The organism is Pseudomonas protegens CHA0, assembly GCF_000397205.1.
Lineage (GTDB): Bacteria > Pseudomonadota > Gammaproteobacteria > Pseudomonadales > Pseudomonadaceae > Aquipseudomonas > Aquipseudomonas protegens.
In genome coordinates this window covers 2,541,864-2,561,918 of the sequence record NC_021237.1, presented here as the reverse complement: position 1 = coordinate 2,561,918, position 20,055 = coordinate 2,541,864, and the positions used below count along the sequence as shown (strand labels likewise).

Below are 20,055 nucleotides of genomic sequence, written 5' to 3'. Positions count from 1 at the left end.
CCCTGCCCCACCACGCTAAAGTGGCGACCCGGACACTGACTGGTAACTTTCCGCCAAATGCACAATCCTCCCGGTTTGGTCGCGATCCTGGCCTACGACGGCCTTTGCACCTTCGAGTTCGGCATTGCCGTGGAGATCTTCGGCCTGGCCCGGCCGGAGTTCGATTTCCCCTGGTACCGGCAAACCATCGCCGCCGTGGACCCCGGCCCGATGCGTGCCCTGGGCGGGATCCAGGTGCTGGCCGACGGGGGCCTGGAGCTGCTGGAGCAGGCGCGGACCATCATCATTCCCGGCTGGCGCAGCCGCGAGCAGGCGCCGCCGCCGAAGTTGCTGGAAGCGCTGCGCCAGGCCCACCAACGCGGTGCGCGGCTGCTGTCGATCTGCTCCGGGGTGTTCGTTCTGGCGGCGACCGGGCTGCTGGATGGTTGTAGCGCCACCACTCACTGGCGCTACGCCCGCGAGCTGGCCGAGGGTTTCCCGAATATCCGGGTGGACCCGGATGTGCTCTATGTCGATGCCGGGCAACTGATCACTTCCGCCGGCAGCGCCGCCGGTATCGATGCCTGCCTGCACCTGGTGGCTCGGGATTTCGGCACCCAGGTGGCCAACAGCGTGGCCCGGCGTCTGGTGATGTCGCCGCAGCGCACCGGCGGCCAGGCGCAGTTCATTCCCGCACCGGTCAGCCGTACCCCGCGCAGCGACCTGTCGCGAATCATGCAATGGGCCCGGGAGCGCCTGCATCAACCGCTGAGCGTGAGCGAACTGGCGGCCCGGGCGCTGATGAGCGAACGCACCTTCCTGCGGCGTTTCCACGACGCCACTGGCGCCTCGCCCAAGGCCTGGCTGCAGCATGAACGGCTGGCCCGGGCCAGGGAACTGCTGGAAAGCGGCAGCGAGAGTACCGAAAGCATTGCCCTGCGCTGCGGTTATCGCTCGGTGGAGAGCTTTCGAGTGGCCTTTCGCGGCCTGGTGGGCGTACCGCCGTCGGTGTACCGCGAACGCTTCGGCCGCGGCCTGGAAAGCACCACACCACCGCGCCCGTAGGAGCCGGCTTGCCGGCGAAGGGGGCGACGCTGGTCCGGCGGGGCGTCAGTCCTGGGGTTTGCGCAGCAGGTAGGTGTCCATGATCCAGCCATGGGTCTGGCGGGCCTGCAGGCGTACACGGCGGATTTCATCGGCCACCTGGTCCAAGGGGCCGCTGATGAGGATTTCATCCGCGGTGCCCAGGTAGGCCCCCCAGTAGATGTCCAGGCCCTGGTTGCGCAGGTGGCGGTAGGAATCCTCGGCGTCGAGCATCACCACCAGGCTGTCGGCGGAGCCGGCCTGCCCCGCTGCCAGGCGGCGTCCGGTGGTGATTTCCACGGAGCGGCCAATGCGGTTCAGCGGCACTTTGTGCCGGGCCGTCAGGGCCTGGACACTGGTGACGCCGGGGATCACTTCGTACTCGAACGACGCCGTACCGCTGGCCAGGATCTGCTGCAGGATGCGCAGGGTGCTGTCGTACAGCGCCGGATCGCCCCAGGCCAGAAAAGCGCCGGTTTCACCGTCCGCCAGTTCCTGGTTGATCAGCCGCTCGAAGACCTGCTGCTTGTCGCGGTTCAGGGTCTGCACACTGGCCTGGTAGTCCACGTCGCCGCGCTCGCGCTCGGGGTTCTGCGCCTCGACGTAACGAAAGGGCCGCTCGGTGAGGTAGCGCTCGCACAGCTCGCGCCGCAGGTCGATCAGGGAATCCTTGCTCGGCCCCTTGTCCATGAGGAACACCACGTCGCTGCGGTTCAGCGCCTTGATCGCCTGGATCGTGATGTAGTCGGGGTTGCCGGCGCCGATGCCGATCACCAGGAGGGTTTTCATGGGCTTGCTCTCGCTGTTTTGCCAGCGGGCCAGTATGCGGCGCTTTGGCCTGATGAGAAATGCTTCTGTAGCCCTCTGGGGCGGCGGGCATCGGCGCGGCGATGCTGGCCTGGAGGCCGTCGCATGTCCGGCTGGAGATGGCCAGGCAAGGCCCCCGGGGCCTTTGCGCAGCCTCGCGGGCTCGGCAGCGGCTACCGGGATGGCGTCGGGGGGCCGGGCAGGCGCAGGCGCCAGCGGCCGGCGTGGCTCAGGTCGAGCCGGGACAGGGGCTCGATGTCGATCTGGTTGAAGCTGGCCAGCGGCGCCTGCAGCACCTGCACCAGCACGGCGCGGATGACGAAGGGATGGGTCACCGCCAGCCAGTGGCCCGGGCGCTGCGCCATGACCTCCAGCCATTGCGACACGCGCTGGCACAACTGGGCCAGGGATTCGCCTCCCGGTGGCGCCAGCTGCGGGTCCCTGAGCCAGGCCTGCAGCGCCTCGGGTTCACGCTCTTGCAGTTCATCGATGCGCAGCCCCTGCCAGGCGCCGAAATCACAGTCACGCAAGGCGTCCTGCACCTCATGCTCGGCGCTGAACAGCTGGGCGCTCTGGCGGGTACGCAGCTCGGGCCCGCACAACACCCGGATGCTGCGCTTGAAATCACCGGCGCGGCTCAGGGCCTGGGCTTGCCAGTCCAGCTCCAGGGGTTCGTCCCGGGGAAAACGCGCCAGCTTCTGGGCGGCGGTACGGGCATGGCAGATCAGGGTCAGACGGGTGGCCTGCACGGTGTTTACTCTGGCGTTATCGATTGGCAAACCTACACGGGCCGGGCAGATGCAACATCTTTGCTGCAACCGCCTCCAAGGTTCATTGCAAAACAGCACGCCGGTGCCTGTCCGGTGCGGTCGCGCCACTGTATTCGGCCTGCTCGGCGTAAGCCAGACCCTGTTGCGATCGCTCCCCTGCGTCCCGCACCGTGGCTTCCCGCCCCGCCAACAACAGATTCCCACCTGAAACCGCCCCATTTCAGGGCAATTTGATATCAGAGGAAAATTCACTAGACATGTAGCGTCTATTACATAAATATCCATTTCGCCATTTTATGAAATAAAAACGACATCACTTTCCAAGGCACCCCGATGCCCTCTCTCAGAGACCTGATCACCGACCCCGCCCTCGACCTCACGCCCTCCGAGCGCAAGGTCGTGCGGGCCCTGCTCGATCACTACCCGCGCAATGGGCTGGGGCCGATGTCACGCCTGGCGGAACACGCCGGGGTCAGCGATCCGACCATCGTGCGCCTGGTGAAGAAGCTCGGTTTCAGCGGCTACGGCGAATTCCAGGAAGCCCTGCTCAGTGACATGGATGACCGCCTGCGCTCCCCCAGCACCCTGCTGCGCCCGCGTTCGCAAGTGGCCCAGGGCGATACCTGGGGCCGCTACCTGGCCGACAGCCAGCGCGTACTGCAGGACACCCAGGCCCTGACCCAGCCCGAAGACATCCGCGTGCTCATGGACTGGCTGCTGGACAGCCGGCATTCGGTGTACTGCTTCGGCGGCCGCTTCAGCAGCTTCCTCGCCCTCTACCTGTTCAACCACCTGCGGCTGATGCGCCCGGGCTGTTTCTTCCTTGACGACAACGCCCAACTGCCGGACCGCCTGTTCGATGTCCAGCGCCAGGACCTGGTGCTGCTGTTCGACTACCGCCGCTACCAGTCCCAGGCCATGCGCGTGGCCAGTGCGGTCAAGGCACGCAACGCCCGGGTGGTGCTGTTCACCGATATCTATGCCTCGCCGCTGCGGGAGCTGGCGGACCTGGTCATCAGTGCACCGGTGGAATCCTTGTCGCCATTCGACACCCTGGTGCCGGCGCTGGCCCAGGTCGAGGCGCTGGTCGCCTGCCTGACCCCGCGCAGCCCTCATCTTGATCAACGCCTGGAGGGCATCGATGCCCTGCGGGCGGAATTTGCTACCCATGTGCTGGAGGAAAAATAAGGATGTTCAGCCTGCCCCACCGTTCGCCCCGGGACCTGCCCTTCGTCGTCGACCACACCGCCCTGCTGCTGGTGGACATGCAGCGGGCGTGGCTTGAACCGCAGTTCGACCCGCACCTGCAAGGGCCCGAGGGCGAGGCCTTTCTCAAGCGCGCACGAGAGCGGGTGATCCCCAACCAGCAACGGCTGCTGGCGGCGGTGCGCGAGGCGCGGCAGAACGTGCTGCACACCATTATCGAAAGCCTGACCGCCGATGGCCGTGACCGCTCCCTGGACCACAAGCTGTCGGACATGCACCTGCCCAAGGGCAGCCCCCAGGCGGCGATCATTGCCGAGCTCGAACCGGTTGAAAACGAGATCGTGCTGCCCAAGACCTCCTCCGGGGTGTTCAACTCCACCAACATCGACTACGTGCTGCGCAACCTGGAAACCCGCCACCTGATCATCGCCGGGATCGTCACCGACCAGTGCGTGGACATGGCCGTGCGCGACGCCGCCGACCGCGGCTACCTGGTGACCCTGGTGGAAGATGCCTGCGCCACCTACGGCGATACCCGGCACCAGGCCTGCCTCAACGCAATCAAGGGCTACTGCTGGATCACCGACACCGACACCGTGCTCGGCCGCCTGCGGGAGATCCGCGGATGAGCCGCGGCCAGGGCATCGAGGCCCTGACCCCGGTGGCCATGACCAGCATCGTCACCACCGACCTGATCGGCGTCACCCGTGGCCGCTCCTTTCCCAGCGACGAACTGGAGCGCTACAAGGTCGGCGGCTGCGGCTGGGTGCCGGCCAACAGCGCGCTGACGCCCCAGGACCTGATCGCCGAGGACAACCCCTGGGGCGCCTATGGCGACCTGCGACTGATCCCCGACCTGGACAGCCGGGTCAGTGTCGGCGCCGGGCCGGATGCCAGCGCGGCGCCGCTGGATTTCATCCACGCCGACATCTGCGAGACCGACGGCACGCCCTGGGCGGCCTGCCCGCGCACCCTGCTGCGCAAGGAAATCGAGCGCTACCGCGAGCTGGGCATCCAGATCACCGCGGCCTTCGAGCATGAATTCAACCTCGACACCGGCACCGGCCAGCGCGAACACCTGGCCTTCTCCCTGGAAGCCCAGCGCCAGGGCGCGGCCTTCGGTGGCTGGCTGCTGGCGGCGTTGCGGGCCGCCGGCGCCGAACCGGAAATGTTCCTCCCCGAATACGGCAAGCAGCAGTACGAGATCACCTGCCGGCCGACCCAGGGCCTGGCCGCTGCCGACCGGGCGGTGAACGTGCGCGAGATCACCCGGGAAATCGCCCGGCAACTGGGGCACCGGGTCAGCTTCGCGCCCAAGACTGCCGACGACGCGGTGTGCAACGGGGTGCACCTGCACCTGAGTCTGCAAAACCTGGACGGCGAGCCACTGCTCTACGACCCCCACGCGGTGAGTGGCGACGACCTGTCGAGCCTGGGCCAGCACTGGGCCGCCGGGGTGCTCAGGCACCTGCCGGCGCTGTGCGCCTTCACCGCGCCGACGCCGATTTCCTACCAGCGCCTGCAGCCCCATCACTGGAGCGCCTCCTACGCCTGCCTGGGCCTGCGCAACCGCGAAGCCTCGCTGCGCATCTGCCCGACCCTGAGCCTGGGCGGCAAGCCGGTGGCGCCGCAGTACAACCTGGAATTCCGCGCCCTGGATGCCACCGCCTCGCCGCACCTGGCCATGGCGGTCATCCTGATGGCCGGGCGCCTGGGCCTCGAACAGCAACGGGTGCTCAATGCGGTGACCGACAAGGCACCCTCGGACCTGAGCGCCGAGCAACGCCTGGCCAGTGGCATCGTGCCGCTGCCGGGCTCCCTGCCCCAGGCCCTGGAATGCCTGCGCGGCAACACTGAACTGCTGCAGTTCCTGCCCCAGGACCTGCTGGCCACCTACTTCGCCGTCAAACAAAAGGAAGTGTCCCTGACCGAGCACCTGACCGCTGCCCAACTCTGTGAGCACTATGGACACCTGTACTAAATCCGCCGAGCTGGGGTTCTACACCGAGCCGGCCTACCGCCTGATCCGTGAAGACTCCGAGCACCCGCTGATTCTGGTGTGCGAACACGCCAGCCACTACATTCCACCGGCCCTGCACGACCTGGGCCTGGACCCGCTGGCGGCCCGCGAACACATCGCCTGGGACCCGGGCGCCCTGGAACTGGCCCAAAGCCTGTCCCAGGCCCTGGGCGCGACCCTGATCGCGGCCAATTACTCGCGCCTGCTGATCGACCTCAACCGGCCGCGCCACGCCCCCGACAGCATCCCGCTGCAAAGCGAGATCTATCAGGTGCCGGGCAACCAGCAGCTGGACGAGGCCACTCGCGAGTACCGCCGCCAGCAGCTGTTCACGCCGTTTCACCAGCGCCTGCAAAGGATCATCGACCGGCGCCTGGCCCAGGGCCGTGAAGTGCGGGTGGTGGGGATCCACAGCTTCACCCCGGTCTACTACGGGCAGCCGCGCGCGCTGGAAATCGGCGTGCTGTATGGCAGCGCCACCGACTACGCGGCGCGGATCCTCGAAGGGCTGTGGAGGCTGCCGATCAAGGTGGCGGGCAACCAGCCCTACGAGATCGATCCGTTGAGCGACATGACCGTGCCGGTGCACGGCGACGCCCGTGGCCTGGCGTCGGTATTGATCGAGGTGCGCAACGATCTGCTGCGTACCCCTGAAGCGGTGCAGCACTGGAGCGATACACTGGCGCCGCTGCTGTAGCCGCGGCGAGAGGAAGGTTTCACCGGCGCGCCCCGAAGGACTCACCCGGCGCGCCAAAACGCTGTTTGCAGGACCGGTACAACAACTAGAAAAACCGCTGTGGTGTGTCTTTAAACCCTGCCAGGTTCAAACACGAAAGCGCGGCCCGAGGTGTCAATGACGACCCGCAGGGCCCCGCCTTTACCCACTTACACAGGCTCAAGGAGAACGGCTTCATGGAGATTGAAGAATTCGGCTACAAACAGGAACTCAAGCGCGGGCTGAGCCTGCGTGACCTGGTGGTCTACGGGATGATTTTCATGATTCCCATCGCCCCGTTCGGGGTCTACGGCTACGTCAACCAGGAAGCCCCGGGCATGGTGCCCCTGGCCTACATCATCGGCATGGTGGCGATGGTCTTCACCGCCCTGAGCTACGGCGCCATGGCCCGCGCCTTTCCCATCGCCGGTTCGGTGTATTCCTACGCCCAGCGCGGCCTCAACCCCCATGTGGGCTTTCTTGCCGGCTGGCTGATGCTCCTGGACTACCTGCTGATCCCGCCGCTGCTCTACGTCTACGCGGCCATGGCGCTCAACCACCTGTACCCGGAAGTGCCCAAGGTCGGCTTCATCCTGGCGTTCCTGGTCAGCGCCACCTTCGTCAACCTGCGCGGCATCACCTTCACCGCGCGGATGAACATCCTGTTCCTGCTGGCGCAACTGGCGGTCCTGGGGATCTTCCTGTTCTACGCCTGGAATGCCCTGCACGGTGGCGCCGGCAACGGCCAGCTGACCCTGGCGCCGCTGTACAACCCGGAGAACTTCCACTTCGGCATGCTGATGCAGGGCGTCTCGATTGCGGTGCTGTCGTTCCTCGGCTTCGATGCCATCTCCACGCTCGCCGAAGAGGTCAAGGGCGACCCGGGCCGCAGCGTCGGCCGCGCCGCGCTGATCACCCTGGTGGTGATGGGCGCGATCTTCGTGGTACAGACCTGGATCGCCACCGACCTGGCCGCCGGCATGGGCTTCAAGTCCGCCGACACCGCCTTCTATGAAATCGCCGAACTGGCCGCCGGCAGCTGGCTGGCGACCCTCACCGGAGTGGCCACCGCGCTGGCCTGGGGCGTGGCGGTGGCCATCACCTCGCAGGCCGCGGTATCGCGCCTGCTGTTCGGCATGGCCCGCGACGGCAAGCTGCCTAAGGTGCTGGCCAAGGTCCACCCCAAGCACAACACCCCGCACATCAGCATCTACCTGGTGGCGGTGCTGTCGCTGCTGATCTGCTACCTGTTCATCAACTCGGTGGACACCCTGACCTCCCTGGTCAACTTCGGCGCCCTGAGCGGCTTCATGCTGCTGCACATCACCGTGATCAATTTCTACTGGCGCCGGCAGAAGTCCGGCCAGGTGGTGCGCCACCTGATCTGCCCGGTAATCGGCTTCGTGATCGTCAGCGCCATCATGTACAACATGGGCGTGGATGCGCAGAAACTCGGCGCCATCTGGATCCTTGCCGGGCTGGTCTACCTGTTCCTGCTGAACAAGCTGGGCAGCGGCGCCGCCCTGCCCGACCCGCTCAAGCACTAGTTGCACCCGCGCGGCGCCCCAGGGCGTCGCGCCAATCCCGGCGCTGCCAGCAAGAGCGGCCCGGGGACTGGCCGCCGGATGCCGCGGCCGTGGAACTGCGTGGTAACCGACAGTGATGTCTGGCCAGTGCCTGCCCCCCGGGGCAAGCGGCCCTTGATACAGGAGTACACCCATGCTGGCCTTGCGTCCGGTGGCGTTATCCGATCTGCCCCAACTGCGGCGCCTGGCCCGCGAACGCCTGCTGGGCGTCACCTCCCTGGTGGCTGACGAAACCTGCCTGCGGGACAAGATCCTCGATTCCCAGGCCTCCTTCGCCAAGAGCGAGGCCAGCCAGGGCCCGGAGAACTATTTCCTGGTGCTCGAGGACCTCGACAGCGGCCAGTTGCGCGGCTGCTCGGACATCCTCGCCACTGCCGGTTTTGCCAGCCCGTTCTACAGCCTGCGCAACCGCCCGTTCATCAGCAGTTCCCGGGAGCTGAACATCCAGCACGGGGTGCCCACCCTGTCGCTGTGCCACGACCTCAGCGAACAGACCCTGCTGCGCAGCTTCCATGTCGACCCGCCGCTGGGCGGTACGCCACTGGCCCAGCTCACCTCCCGCGGGCGGTTGCTGTTCATCGCCGCCCACCCCCAGCGCTTCGCCGACAGCTGCATCAGCGAGATCGTCGGCTACAGCGACGCCAACGGCGAGTCGCCGTTCTGGCAAGCCGTGGGCCAGCACTTCTTCGACCTGCCCTATGTCGAGGCCGAGCGCCTGTGCGCCCTGCAGGGCCGCGGCTTTCTCGCCGAACTGATGCCCCAGTATCCGCTGTACATCCCGATGCTGGCGCAGGCGGCCCAGGACTGCATCGGCCAGGTTCACCCGGATGCCCGGGAGGCCTGCCAGATCCTGATCGACGAAGGCTTCGCGCCGACCCAGTACGTCGACCTGTTCGATGCCGGGCCGACCCTGCAGGGGCGCAGCCACCAACTGCGCTCGATCGCCCAGAGCCGGGTCGCCACCAGCTACCCCAGCCCCCAGAGCGGCCAGGGCCAGCAGTGGCTGCTGAGCAACGAGCGGCTGCAGGGCTTTCGCGCCATAGTCGCGGCGCTGGACACCGCCCCGGGCGCTGAAATCGGCCTCGACCCGGCCATGTTCCAGGCCCTGCAACTGGCGCCGGGCGAGCCGGTACGGAGCGTTGCCTTATGAACCGGCCCCTGTTGCCCCCCTGCCCGGCGTCATTGCCAGGAGCCCGCCAATGATCGTCCGTCCGATCCGCGTCACCGATCTGCCGGCGGTCTTGAGCCTGCTCGAAGGCAGCTGTCGCGAACTGAACAACCTGTCCACCGACCCCGAGCGCCTGGCCCATCGGGTGCGCTGGGCGCAGCGAGCCTTCGCCAACCAGGTGGAGCGGGCCGATGCCGACTACCTGTTCGTCATGGAGGATGACGAGCAGCAGGTGATCGGGGTCTGCGGCCTGAGCGGCGCCATCGGCCTGCGCGAGCCCTGCTACAACTACCGGGTCGGCACCACCCACGGCAGCGCCCCGGTGCTGGGCATCGAAAAGCACATCCCGACCCTGTTCCTGTGCAACGAGATGACCGGGCAGTCGCTGCTGTGCTCGCTGTTCCTGCGCCGCGATCACCGCCAGGGCTACACCGGCCGCCTGCTGTCCACGGCGCGCCTGCTGTTTGTCGCCGAATTCCCCCGGCTGTTCGGCGACAAGCTGGTGGCCGAACTGCGCGGCCAGCTCGACAGCCAGGGCCGCTCGCCGTTCTGGGACAGCCTGGGGCGGCACTTCTTCAAGATGGGTTTCCAGCAGGCCAATCGCCTGTCCAGCCACGGCAGCAAATCCTTCATCGCCGAACTGATGCCGCGCCAGCCGCTGTACACCTGCCTGCTCAGCCCCCAGGCGCAGGCCGCCATCGGCCAGGCCCACGCCAGCACCGAACAGGCGGTGAGCATCCTGCGCGACGAAGGCTTCAGCCATCAGGGCTGCATCGACATCTTCGATGGCGGGCCGCTGATCGAGGCCGAGGTGGCGAAGATCCGCAGCGTGCGCGAAAGCCAGACCCTGCCCCTGCTGGTGGGCACTCCGGACGCACAGGCGCCGGTGTGGCTGATCCACAACCGGCGCCTGGAAAGCTGCCGCATCACCGCCGCCCCCGGGCGCCTGGTTTCGGGTTGCCTGCTGGTGGACCGGCTGACCGCCAAGCGCCTGCAACTGCAGCCGGGCGACTCGGTACGGGCGGTGCCGCTGCTGGCCTGCGAGTCACGCACGGCCCTGCACGCACAGCGGCACCTGGCCCCGCAAAGCGCCCTGCTCCTGTAGCCGCAGCCGCAGGCTCGGGCCGCGTTCGGAAGCACGGCCCGCAGGGGCGCGAAATCTCAAGACCGCTGAGGCGCTCGACATGAGACTGCCAAGCAAGGCCCTGCAGGCCTTTGCGCAGCCTCGCGGGCTCGGCAGCGGCTACAGAGGCGTCAGGGCGATGAATCCGGTAACACCTGGCGGCAGGCGCAACGTTGACGAACGCCGGGGCGGATGTTCATATGCCGCCCAGTTTCAGGTGCCTCCTGCCGCCGTGCAGGAGGTGAAACGGGAAACCGGTGCGCCCCTTTTCGGGCAAGTCCGGTGCTGCCCCCGCAACGGTAAGCGAGTGCTGCATTCAACAGGCCACTGTACCCAAGGTATGGGAAGGCGAATGCCGCCAGACTCGCAAGCCCGGAGACCGGCCTGTGACGTCTGTTTGGCAATCCTGCGGTGGGCGGGCATGGGCCGGTATGGTCGCGTGCCCGTGGCCGATACCCTCTCCTGCGTGCTTCCCGAAGACACTTTCGAGAAGACCAACAATGACAACACCTGACACTTTGCCTGCACGCGACTGGCGTGCACCTCGCCGCACCATGAGCGGCGCCCTGCTCGGCTGCCTGTTCAGCCCCCTGCTGCTGGCGGACGACAGCCCCCTGACGCTGGACCGACAATTTGTTTCCGCCCCCTCGGTGGAGTCCACCACGGTGGCCGAAATGGCCCGGTACGGCAGCAAGGTGGAGATCATCGACCGCCAGCAGATCGAACGCGCCGGCCCTAGCAGCGACATCACCAGGGTCCTGCAGATGTACGTGCCGGGGCTGTATGTGGCGCCCAAGAATGGCCCCTTCGACTACGGCACCTACTCCCTGCTGGGCGGGCGCAACGACGACACCCTGATCCTGCTGGACGGCGTGCGCCTGAACAACCGCCTGTACGGCGGCCTGTACCTGGATACCCTGCCGGCCAACGCCATCGAGCGCATCGAGGTGCTCAAGGGTGGCCAGAGCCTGCTGTTCGGTACACAGGCGGTGTCCGGGGTGATCAACATCATCACCCGCAGCCCGCAGACCCGCGACGTCTCCGGCGAGGTCAACCTGGGCCTGGACAGTTTCATGGGCACGAGCGGCGATGCCCGCGCCGAGCAGATCCTCAGCAACGGCCTGGGCGAGCTCGGGCTGTTGGCCTATGTCAGCCACAACGTCTCCGATGGCTACCAGCCATTTCGCAACAGCGCCTACAACGCCAACACCCGGGACAAGAAACGCAGCTATGAAGTGACCACCTTCGGCGCCAAGGCGATCCAGGGCCTTGGCGACGCTTCGCGGCTGGAACTGTTCTACCAGTACAGCGACGCCAACCTGGATTTCGCCCGCCCGGTGAACAACCGGAAAACCACCAACGACCGCATCCAGCAGATCGCCACCGCGACCTTCGAGCAGCGCCTGGACGAAGGCTTCAGCTACTTCGTCAAGGGCCATGTCAACGACTGGGACACCCGCTACACCAGGATCGACAGCCTCGACGACGCCAGCCTCAAGGTGCGCAACCACAACGACTACTGGGGCTTCACCGACTGGGGCCTGCAGGCCGAGGGCAAGGCCGAGCTGGACGGCGGCCACGTGCTGGTATTGGGCACCGACAACCAGTGGTTCAAGGGCCAGGACGACGTGCTGAAGATCGATAACAAGCAGGCCCAGGCCAATGCCCTGTACACCCAACTGCGCCCGGTGTTCGACGCCCTGCCCGACTGGCACCCGAGCCTGGGCGTGCGCCACGAGAAAATCAGCGGCGGCGAGAGCGCCACCGTGGGCATGCTCACCTCGCTCTACGACCTGACGCCCCACTGGCAACTGCGCGGCCAGTACGGCAGCGCCTTCAAGCTGCCCAACGCCGAGCAGCTGTACGCCAACGAGGACTACGAAAAAGGCAACCCCGACCTCAAGCCGGAAAAGAGCCTCAATGCCGAGCTCGGCCTGGACTACAAGGGCAGCCTGCTGGCCGGCGAATTCAACGCCAGCGTCAGCGCCTTCCACCGCAAGATCGACGACCTGATCACCCTCGACGCCAACGATGTCTGGAGCAACGGCCAGGGCCGGATCAAGGTGCGCGGCATCGAACTCGACGGGCGCTGGCAGTTCAGCCCGCAATGGACCCTGCAGGCGGACATGACCCGCAACCTGTTGGAGTCGCGCAACGGCGTGACCCTGAGCAACATCCCCGGTTTCTTCGCCCGTTCGCGGCTGGGCTTCGAAGCCCCGGACCGGATGTGGGGCGTGGGTGGTACGGTCCGCTACATCGGCCAGATCGACAGCCCGAAGAACGTCGACTACGGCCACTATTCGGTGGTCGACGCCGATGCCTATCGCTACCTGGATACGGCCCAGCAGCACCGCCTGAGCCTGCTGGTGGAGAACCTGTTCGACCGCGACTACAGCACCAGCATGACCAGCACCTCGCCCTCGGTGGACAACCTGGGGCGACCCTTCACCACCGAAGTGCGCTACACCTACCGCTTCTGAGGCCGACCGACATGCATGAGAACTATCAACGGGTGCTGTTCGTCGGCCCCGGCCTGCACGGCGGCGCCCTCGGCGAAGCCTTTCGCAAGGAGCTCCAGGCCCTGCGCGGCGACGGCGCCGACACCCGGGTGATCGACACCCTGGACAGCTTCGACAGCCTCTGGGCGGCGCTGGGCGAAGCCCTGCCCGAGGACGGCGCGAAGCTGCTGGTGGTGGACCTGGAACCCAGCTCCGACAGTGCCTACCTGGACTGGCTGCGCGATGAGCTGGGGCGCCTGGCCCAGGCCCACCCCCAGGCACCGCGGCTGTGGATCACCGCCCAGGCCCTGGGCCGGCGCGGGCTGGACGCGGCCCTGGCCTGCGCCAGCATCGGCCAGCGCGAGCGCCACCTGGCCTGCGACAACGTCAACGCGGTGCAGAGCGACCCGGACTGGTCGCGGGTGCCGCCCCATGCCCGCCAGGTGTTCCTGTGCACCGGCCCGCGCTGCGTGCGGCGCGGCGCCCTGGCGCTGTGGAAGACCCTGCGCCGCGAACTGCTGCGCCTGGAGCACATGGAGACGCCCGGTGGCGTGCTGCTGACCCGCACCGCCTGCCAGTTCCCGTGCAACCTGGGGCCGGTACTCACCGTGCACCCGGACGGCTGCTGGTACCGGGTGCGCGATGACGGCGAGGTGCTGCGCCTGGTGCAGCAGCACCTGGTCCAGGGCGAACCGGTGGCGGACCTACGGATTCCCGCGCCCTACGGAGGAACCGCGGATGCCTAGCAGACTGCTCGGCCTGCTGCTGTGGCTGGCGGCCCTGCCAGCCCTGGCACACAGCTACCAGAACTGTGGCCGGACCTGGACGGTGGACGGCCCGCCCCAGCGCATCGTCGCCCTCAACCAGCACAGCGCCGACCTGCTGCTGGCCCTGGGTGCCGGGCCGTCGATGATCGGCGTCGCCTATCTGGACGACGATGGCCAGGCGCAGGCCGAAGGGCTTTACCACGGCGTGCCGGTCATCGCTCGCCAGTACCCGTCGGCAGAAGTGCTCTATAGCCTGAAACCCGACCTGGTGGTGGGCGGCTTCGCCTCGGCCTTCCCGGAAAACTTCAGCTCCCGGCAACGCCTGGGGGCCATAGGCGTGGGCAGCTACCTGCTGGAATCGGCCTGCGCCGGGCATGACCAGGACTACTTCGGGCATATCCGCCGCGACCTGCTGACCCTGGGCCGGCTGCTGCGCCAGGAGGCCCGCGCGCAGCAACTGGTGGGCCAGATGGATGCCGACCTGGAGGCCGCCGCGGCCCTGTACCGCGGGCGCCCGACGCCTTCGGTGTTCTACCTGGACAGCGAAGTCAACGGCCTGGCCAGCCAGGGCCAGCGCGGGTTTGTCGGCGTACTGCTGCAAGCGGCCGGTGCGCGCAACAGCTTTGCCGCCATCGACCGCCCGCGCCTGACCGTGGACAGCGAGACCCTGCTGGCCAACGACCCCGACGCCATGCTCCTGGCCGACGCCCTGTGGTCCCCGGCCCGGCGCAAACGCCAGCTGCTGCACAGCGACCCTGTGCTGTCGCGATTGCGCGCAGTGCGCGAAGACCGGCTGATCGACATCCCCTTCGCCCGACTGGTGCCGGGCATCGCCAGCGGCCGCACCGCCCTGGAACTGGCCCGGCGCCTGCACCCCACCCACGACTGACCCCCACCCCTGTAGGAGCCGGCTTGCCGGCGAAGGGAACACCCCCGATCCCTCGGCGTACCCACAGACGCCTTCGCGGGACACAAGGAACAGCGGCTACAGGGAGTTGAGCAAACGCCTGGACGGCTGCTCCGGCGGGTGGCAGGTGACGTTGTTGCGGCCGCAGGTCTTGGCCGCATACAGGGCCTGGTCGGCATCGTTGAGCCAGCCCATGGCGTCGTCGTGCAGGGGGTTGAAGGCCGCCAGGCCGATGCTCAGGCTGACCTGCAGCGCCGGGCTCTGTTCATAGCCCAGGGCCCCAAAACGACCGCGCAGGGCCTCCATCAGTTCGGCGGCATGGGCCAGGGGCACGTCCGGCAGGATCACGCAGAACTCGTCGCCGCCATAACGCCCGGCCTGGTCGCTGACCCGCAGGTTCTGCCGCAGCAGCTTGCTCAACTGGCGCAGCACCACATCCCCGGCCACATGGCCGTAGGTGTCATTGATGGCCTTGAAGTGGTCGATGTCGATCAGGGCGATGGCGCCACCATGGGCCTGGCGCTTGCAGCGCTGGAACTCGATCTCCAACTGGTCCTTCCAGGCGCCATGGTTGAGCAGCCCGGTCAGGCTGTCGGTGCGGCTCAGGGCCAGCAGCTCGCGCTTGTGCCGGCCCAGGGTCACCGCCTGCTGATAGCAGATGTAGCCCAGGGCCAGCGGGTACAGGGTCAGCATCGGCAGGCAGGCATACACCTGCTCGGGGGTGGTCTGGGCGACAAACGCCAGCCCGAACAGCCACAGGGCAACGCCCATGCCCAGCACTTGGGCCGCACTGCCGGCGAGGAAGAAACGTAACCCGCCCAGGGCCATGTTGTTCATGGCCATCATCCCCAGGGTGGTGGCCAGCGGCAGCGGATTGAAGTGCATGGCGCCGACCCAGAAGCCCCCCAGCAGCGAATCCACCAGCAGGTTGCGGTACTCGGCACGAAACGGCACCCGGGCCAGCCGCGCCCATTGGTAGGCCAGGTGCGGCCAGGCAAATGCATTGAACAGCATGAAGCCCCAGACCCAGGGCGCCGGTTGCAGGGGCGCCATCCCCGCGGCCACGCAGAAAAATCCCAGGGCCAGGCCCAGGGTCCGTGACCGATAAAGCCTCCTGGCCAATGACAGTCCCTTCCCTCTGGTGTCCTGCGCAGGGAGCAAGTCGCCTCCGATCAGCAATGGGTAAAGGTGGAACGAGCGGGTGGCAAGCAACCGGTGAAAGTCTATCAGTCGCGTTTCAAAGCGCCATCACTGCCAACGCCCAGTTTCGGCCTGCCAGCGCCAGCAGGTGGGGAATATTTGGCTATAACTGAGGGGCGGCCGATAACCGACTTCGCAGTGGCGAGCACGGCGCGCGCCGCCCCTGAGCCGATCCACCCTGCCCCTGGAGGCCACCGATGCTGGTGATCCTGGTCCTGCTGCTCCTTGCCGCACTCTGGTGCTACCGCACCTACCCGCGCATCGGCCACCTGCTGTACGACGCCAGCGTGGCCCTGGAAGCACGCCTGTACCGACTGCAGAAAGTCCCGGTGCAGATCGGCGAAGAGACCCTGATGACCTACCAGGGCGGCCCGGCCCAGGCGCCGGTGATCCTGCTGCTGCACGGCCTGAGCGCGGACAAGAGCATCTGGCTGCGTTTTGCCCGGCACTTCAACCGCGACTACCGGTTGCTGATCCCGGACCTGGGCGGCCATGGCGAAACCGCCTATGCCGCCCACCAGGACTACCGCGTTCCGGCCCAGGCCCAGCGCCTTTTGCGCTTGCTCGACGCCTGCGGCATCCAGCGGGTGCAGGTGATCGGCAACTCCATGGGCGGCTATATCGCCGCCTGGCTGGCCGCCCATGCCCCGCAACGGATCAGCGGCCTGGCGCTGTTCGACCCGGCCGGCGTCGAAGCCCCCGAGACCAGCGACCTGCAGCACCTGCTGGAACAGGGCAAGAACCCCTTCCTGGTCCGCTCCCGCGCCGACTTCCAGCACTTCTACAGCCTGACCATGGCCACCCCGCCCTGGGTGCCCGAAGCAGTGCTGGCGGCCATCGCCGAACGCTATCAGGCGCGCCGCGGGCAACTGGCGCGGATCTTCGCCGAGCTCCAGGCCAGCCCGCCCATGGAGCCCGAGCTGGCGAAGATCCAGGCCCCGACCCTGCTGCTCTGGGGCCGCGAGGACCGCCTGCTGCACCCCAGCAGCGCCCAGGTCTGGGCCAAGGGCCTGCCCCAGGCCCAGGTGCAACTCTGGGAGGGCATCGGGCATATGCCCATGGTCGAACGCCCGGTGCGCAGTGCCCGGCTGTACCAGCAGTTCCTGGAACGCCAGCGGCACTGACAGCGGCCCGCTCATGCATTCATTTGCAGAATGAAGTTCAGAGGAAACTTCGTTTGTCAGCCTCGGGCAGGCCCAGCAGAATCGAGGCCGATCCGCCCTTTCACGCCTCGCCCCTCTACCACGGGAAGCCTGTTCATGAGCAACCAGCACTTCGTCAGCCCGGACCTGATCCGCCAGGGATTTTCCCGGGCGATGTCGGACATGTACCGCGAGGAGGTGCCGCTCTACGGCGCCCTGATGGAGCTGGTGGCCGAAGTCAACGCCCAGGTCCTGGAGCGGCAGGCGGCACTTGCCCGGCACCTGCAGAGCAGCGGTGAACTGCAGCGCCTGGACCTGGAGCGCCACGGCGCGATCCGCGTCGGCAGCGCCGCCGAGCTGGCGACCCTGGCCCGGCTGTTCGCGGTGATGGGCATGCAGCCGGTGGGCTACTACGACCTGACCCCCGCCGGGGTGCCGGTGCATTCCACGGCCTTTCGCGCGGTGCACGAAGCGGCCCTGCAAGTCAGCCCGTTCCGGGTCTTCACCTCGCTGCTGCGCCTGGAGCTGATCGACAACCCGGAGCTGCGCAGCTTTGCCGAACAGGTCCTGGCCCGGCGCCAGATCTTCACCCCCCAGGTGCTGGAACTGATCCAGCAGGCCGAGGCTGCCGGAGGCCTGGACGCCGAAGACGCCGAGCGCTTTATCCGCCAGGCCCTGGAAACCTTCCGCTGGCACCACCACGCCACGGTGACCGCCGCCCAGTACGCCAGCCTCAGCGCCCAGCACCGGCTGATCGCCGACGTGGTGGCCTTCAAGGGCCCGCACATCAACCACCTGACCCCGCGCACCCTGGACATCGATGAAGTGCAACGGCTGATGCCTGCCCGCGGCATCACCCCCAAGGCGGTGATCGAAGGCCCGCCGCGCCGGGAATGCCCGATCCTGCTGCGCCAGACCAGCTTCAAGGCCCTGGAGGAATCCGTGGCCTTCACCGACCAGGCCCAGAGCCAGGGCAGCCACAGCGCGCGTTTCGGCGAGATCGAACAGCGCGGCGCGGCGCTGACCCCCAAGGGCCGCGAGCTCTACGACCGCCTGCTGAACGCCGCCCGCGACGCCCTGGGCGACTTCCCCAACGAAGCCAATGCCCAACGCTACAACCAACTGATGCAAGAGCACTTCAGGGAATTTCCCGACAGCCACCCGGCCATGCGCGAACAGGGCCTGGCCTACTTTCGCTACTTCGTCAGCGAAACCGGGCTGGCCGCGCGCAACCAGCCCCAGCGGCCCACCACCCTGGCAGCGCTGCTGGCGGCCGGGCACCTGAGCGCCGAACCCCTGGTGTATGAAGATTTCCTGCCGGTCAGCGCCGCCGGGATCTTCCAGTCCAACCTGGGGGACGACAGCCAGAGCCACTACGCCGGGCAATCCAACCGCCAGGCGTTCGAAGCCGCCCTGGGCCGCCCCACCCTCGACGAACTGCTGCTCTACGCCCAGACCCAGCAGCGCTCCCTGGAGCACTGCGCCGCCACCCTGGGCCTGCCGGCGCTCTAAGGCGCAGGGCAGGCCCGCGGGTCGATGCCGGCCTTGCAGCCGGTGCGCTGCCCCCATGGTCATGGACCCGTCGCGGCGTTATTCTGCCGCCACTTGCGCGCCCATCAGCGGCGCGCCACCACCAGGGATGGACAAGGCGAATGAGATTCGCGATCGGCCTGTTTTTATGTGCGGCACTCGGCGGCGCACTCACCACCCACGCCGCAGAAACCGTCAACGACATCACCCAGCTCAACCCCATAGTGGTAGACCAGGTGGTGCGCCCCACCCGCCTGGAGCAGATCGTCCAGCTGGTGGCCGGGCACCCCGGCCCTATCGCCATTGGCGGCGGGCGCTACAGCATGGGCGGCCAGACCGCCACCGAACAGGCCTTGCAGATCGACATGCGCGGCTTCAACCGGGTGCTCGACTTCTCCAAGGAACGCAAGGAAATCACCGTGCAGCCGGGCATCACCTGGCGCGCCGTGCAGGACTACATCGACCCCCACGACCTGTCCGTGAGCATCATGCAGAGCTACGCCAACTTCACCGTCGGCGGCGCCCTGAGCGTCAACGCCCATGGCCGCTACATCGGCCACGGCCCGCTGGTGAGCTCGGTGAAATCCATCAAGCTGGTGCTGGCCGACGGCCAAGTGGTGGACGCCAGCCCGCAGCACAACCGCGACCTGTTCTACGGCGCCATCGGCGGCTACGGCGGCCTGGGGGTGATCGTCCAAGCCACCCTGCAACTGAGCGACAACGTGCGCCTGCTGCGTAGCGTCGACGAGATGCCCCTGGGGGACTACCGCCCCTACTTCCAGGCCCGGATCCAGAACAACCCCAAGGTCATCCTGCACAACGCCGTGCTCTACCCCGACCAGTACCAGACCCTGCGCGCGGTTTCCTACAGCCAGACCGACCTGCCGGTCACGGTCAAGGAACGCCTCACGCCCCTGGACCAGAACTACTGGAAAGAACAGAAGGCCCTGAAAGTGGTGAGCCAGTGGCCCGGCGGCAAGACCCTGCGCCAGGAAGTGATCGACCCCCTGGTGCTGAAAAAACCGCAAGTGTCCTGGCGCAACCACGAAGCCAGCCTCGATGTGCGTGAACTGGAACCCGACTCCCGGGCCAAGCGCACCTACGTGCTGCAGGAATACTTCGTGCCCCCCGACCAGCTGGAAAGCTTCGTCCAGGAGATGGGCGCGACCCTGCGGGCGCACAAGGTCAACGTGATCAACCTGTCGATCCGCCACGCCAAGGCCGACCCCGGCACCCTGCTGGCCTGGGCCAAGACCGAGGTCTTCGCCCTGGTGCTGTACTACCAGCAGAGCACCGCGCCAGAGGAACGGGAAAAAGTCGGCGTATGGACCCGCGCCCTGGTGGACAGCGCCATCGAGCGCGGCGGCAGCTACTACCTGCCGTACCAGATCCACGCCACGGCCCAGCAGTTTCGCGCGGCCTATCCACGGGCCGGGGAGTTCCTGGCGCTGAAGGCCCGGGTCGATCCGCAGAACAAGTTCCGCAACAAGTTGTGGGATGCCTATGGGCTGGGGGCCACAGGGGATGGGGCTGCCCAACCTTAAGGCTGGGTGC

The 20,055-nt window shown here is 67.3% G+C and carries 17 protein-coding genes and 1 riboswitch; of the genes, 14 read left to right on the top strand and 3 right to left on the bottom strand.

The window, feature by feature from the left end; translation table 11 throughout:
* Positions 1-57 precede the first annotated feature (57 nt).
* Positions 58-1,044, top strand: a complete 987-nt coding sequence (ftrA, locus tag PFLCHA0_RS11565; protein WP_015635043.1) for a transcriptional regulator FtrA — start codon at positions 58-60, stop codon at positions 1,042-1,044.
* Between the two features lie 45 nt (positions 1,045-1,089).
* Here the strand turns inward: ftrA and cobF are convergent, their stop codons facing one another.
* On the bottom strand, positions 1,090-1,851 hold the full coding sequence (gene cobF / locus PFLCHA0_RS11560; RefSeq protein WP_015635042.1) for a precorrin-6A synthase (deacetylating): 762 nt from the start codon (positions 1,849-1,851) through the stop codon (positions 1,090-1,092).
* 191 nt (positions 1,852-2,042) lie between these two features.
* Positions 2,043-2,618 (bottom strand): histidine phosphatase family protein, encoded by a 576-nt coding sequence (locus PFLCHA0_RS11555; protein WP_015635041.1) that lies wholly within the window; start codon positions 2,616-2,618, stop codon positions 2,043-2,045.
* A gap of 354 nt (positions 2,619-2,972) precedes the next feature.
* Here PFLCHA0_RS11555 and PFLCHA0_RS11550 point away from each other — a divergent pair, with 354 nt between their 5' ends.
* The 10 genes from PFLCHA0_RS11550 to PFLCHA0_RS11505 all read left to right on the top strand — a co-directional run bounded on the left by PFLCHA0_RS11550 (position 2,973) and on the right by PFLCHA0_RS11505 (position 14,611).
* Positions 2,973-3,827 (top strand): MurR/RpiR family transcriptional regulator, encoded by an 855-nt coding sequence (locus tag PFLCHA0_RS11550; RefSeq protein ID WP_011060545.1) that lies wholly within the window; start codon positions 2,973-2,975, stop codon positions 3,825-3,827.
* A gap of 2 nt (positions 3,828-3,829) precedes the next feature.
* On the top strand, positions 3,830-4,474 hold the full coding sequence (locus tag PFLCHA0_RS11545) for a cysteine hydrolase family protein (RefSeq protein WP_011060544.1): 645 nt from the start codon (positions 3,830-3,832) through the stop codon (positions 4,472-4,474).
* Positions 4,471-5,826, top strand: coding sequence for a type I glutamate--ammonia ligase (locus PFLCHA0_RS11540; protein WP_015635040.1), 1,356 nt, complete (start codon positions 4,471-4,473; stop codon positions 5,824-5,826). The genes PFLCHA0_RS11545 and PFLCHA0_RS11540 overlap by 4 nt, the downstream gene beginning before the upstream one ends.
* Positions 5,810-6,562, top strand: coding sequence for an N-formylglutamate amidohydrolase (locus PFLCHA0_RS11535; protein ID WP_011060542.1), 753 nt, complete (start codon positions 5,810-5,812; stop codon positions 6,560-6,562). The genes PFLCHA0_RS11540 and PFLCHA0_RS11535 overlap by 17 nt, the downstream gene beginning before the upstream one ends.
* 215 nt (positions 6,563-6,777) lie before the next feature.
* Positions 6,778-8,127, top strand: a complete 1,350-nt coding sequence (locus PFLCHA0_RS11530; protein WP_011060541.1) for an APC family permease — start codon at positions 6,778-6,780, stop codon at positions 8,125-8,127.
* Positions 8,128-8,299: 172 nt separating this feature from the next.
* Positions 8,300-9,316, top strand: a complete 1,017-nt coding sequence (locus PFLCHA0_RS11525) for an arginine N-succinyltransferase (protein ID WP_015635038.1) — start codon at positions 8,300-8,302, stop codon at positions 9,314-9,316.
* Positions 9,317-9,365: 49 nt separating this feature from the next.
* On the top strand, positions 9,366-10,439 hold the full coding sequence (locus tag PFLCHA0_RS11520; protein ID WP_011060539.1) for an arginine N-succinyltransferase: 1,074 nt from the start codon (positions 9,366-9,368) through the stop codon (positions 10,437-10,439).
* Positions 10,440-10,655: 216 nt separating this feature from the next.
* Positions 10,656-10,859: riboswitch (cobalamin riboswitch) on the top strand.
* A gap of 152 nt (positions 10,860-11,011) precedes the next feature.
* Entirely contained in the window at positions 11,012-12,937 is a 1,926-nt protein-coding gene (locus PFLCHA0_RS11515) for a TonB-dependent receptor plug domain-containing protein (RefSeq protein ID WP_121528523.1), read from the top strand.
* An 11-nt stretch (positions 12,938-12,948) separates the two neighbouring features.
* Positions 12,949-13,701: a (2Fe-2S) ferredoxin domain-containing protein gene (locus PFLCHA0_RS11510; protein ID WP_015635035.1), complete on the top strand. Its 753-nt coding sequence runs from the start codon at positions 12,949-12,951 to the stop codon at positions 13,699-13,701.
* Complete coding sequence (locus PFLCHA0_RS11505; protein WP_015635034.1) at positions 13,694-14,611, top strand: ABC transporter substrate-binding protein; 918 nt, start codon at positions 13,694-13,696, stop codon at positions 14,609-14,611. The genes PFLCHA0_RS11510 and PFLCHA0_RS11505 overlap by 8 nt, the downstream gene beginning before the upstream one ends.
* Before the next feature lie 96 nt (positions 14,612-14,707).
* On the opposite strand, the gene PFLCHA0_RS11500 is transcribed toward PFLCHA0_RS11505, so the two are convergent.
* A complete protein-coding gene (locus PFLCHA0_RS11500) occupies positions 14,708-15,790 on the bottom strand; it encodes a diguanylate cyclase (protein ID WP_015635033.1) in 1,083 nt (360 codons plus the stop codon).
* A gap of 236 nt (positions 15,791-16,026) precedes the next feature.
* Here PFLCHA0_RS11500 and PFLCHA0_RS11495 point away from each other — a divergent pair, with 236 nt between their 5' ends.
* The 3 genes from PFLCHA0_RS11495 to PFLCHA0_RS11485 all read left to right on the top strand — a co-directional run bounded on the left by PFLCHA0_RS11495 (position 16,027) and on the right by PFLCHA0_RS11485 (position 20,045).
* Positions 16,027-16,953 (top strand): alpha/beta fold hydrolase, encoded by a 927-nt coding sequence (locus PFLCHA0_RS11495; RefSeq protein ID WP_015635032.1) that lies wholly within the window; start codon positions 16,027-16,029, stop codon positions 16,951-16,953.
* A gap of 135 nt (positions 16,954-17,088) precedes the next feature.
* A complete protein-coding gene (hglS, locus tag PFLCHA0_RS11490) occupies positions 17,089-18,483 on the top strand; it encodes a 2-oxoadipate dioxygenase/decarboxylase HglS (RefSeq protein ID WP_015635031.1) in 1,395 nt (464 codons plus the stop codon).
* 140 nt (positions 18,484-18,623) lie between these two features.
* Positions 18,624-20,045 carry an FAD-binding oxidoreductase gene (locus PFLCHA0_RS11485; RefSeq protein WP_015635030.1) on the top strand — a complete coding sequence of 474 codons (1,422 nt, stop codon included), beginning with the start codon at positions 18,624-18,626 and terminating at the stop codon, positions 20,043-20,045.
* Positions 20,046-20,055: the final 10 nt, after the last annotated feature.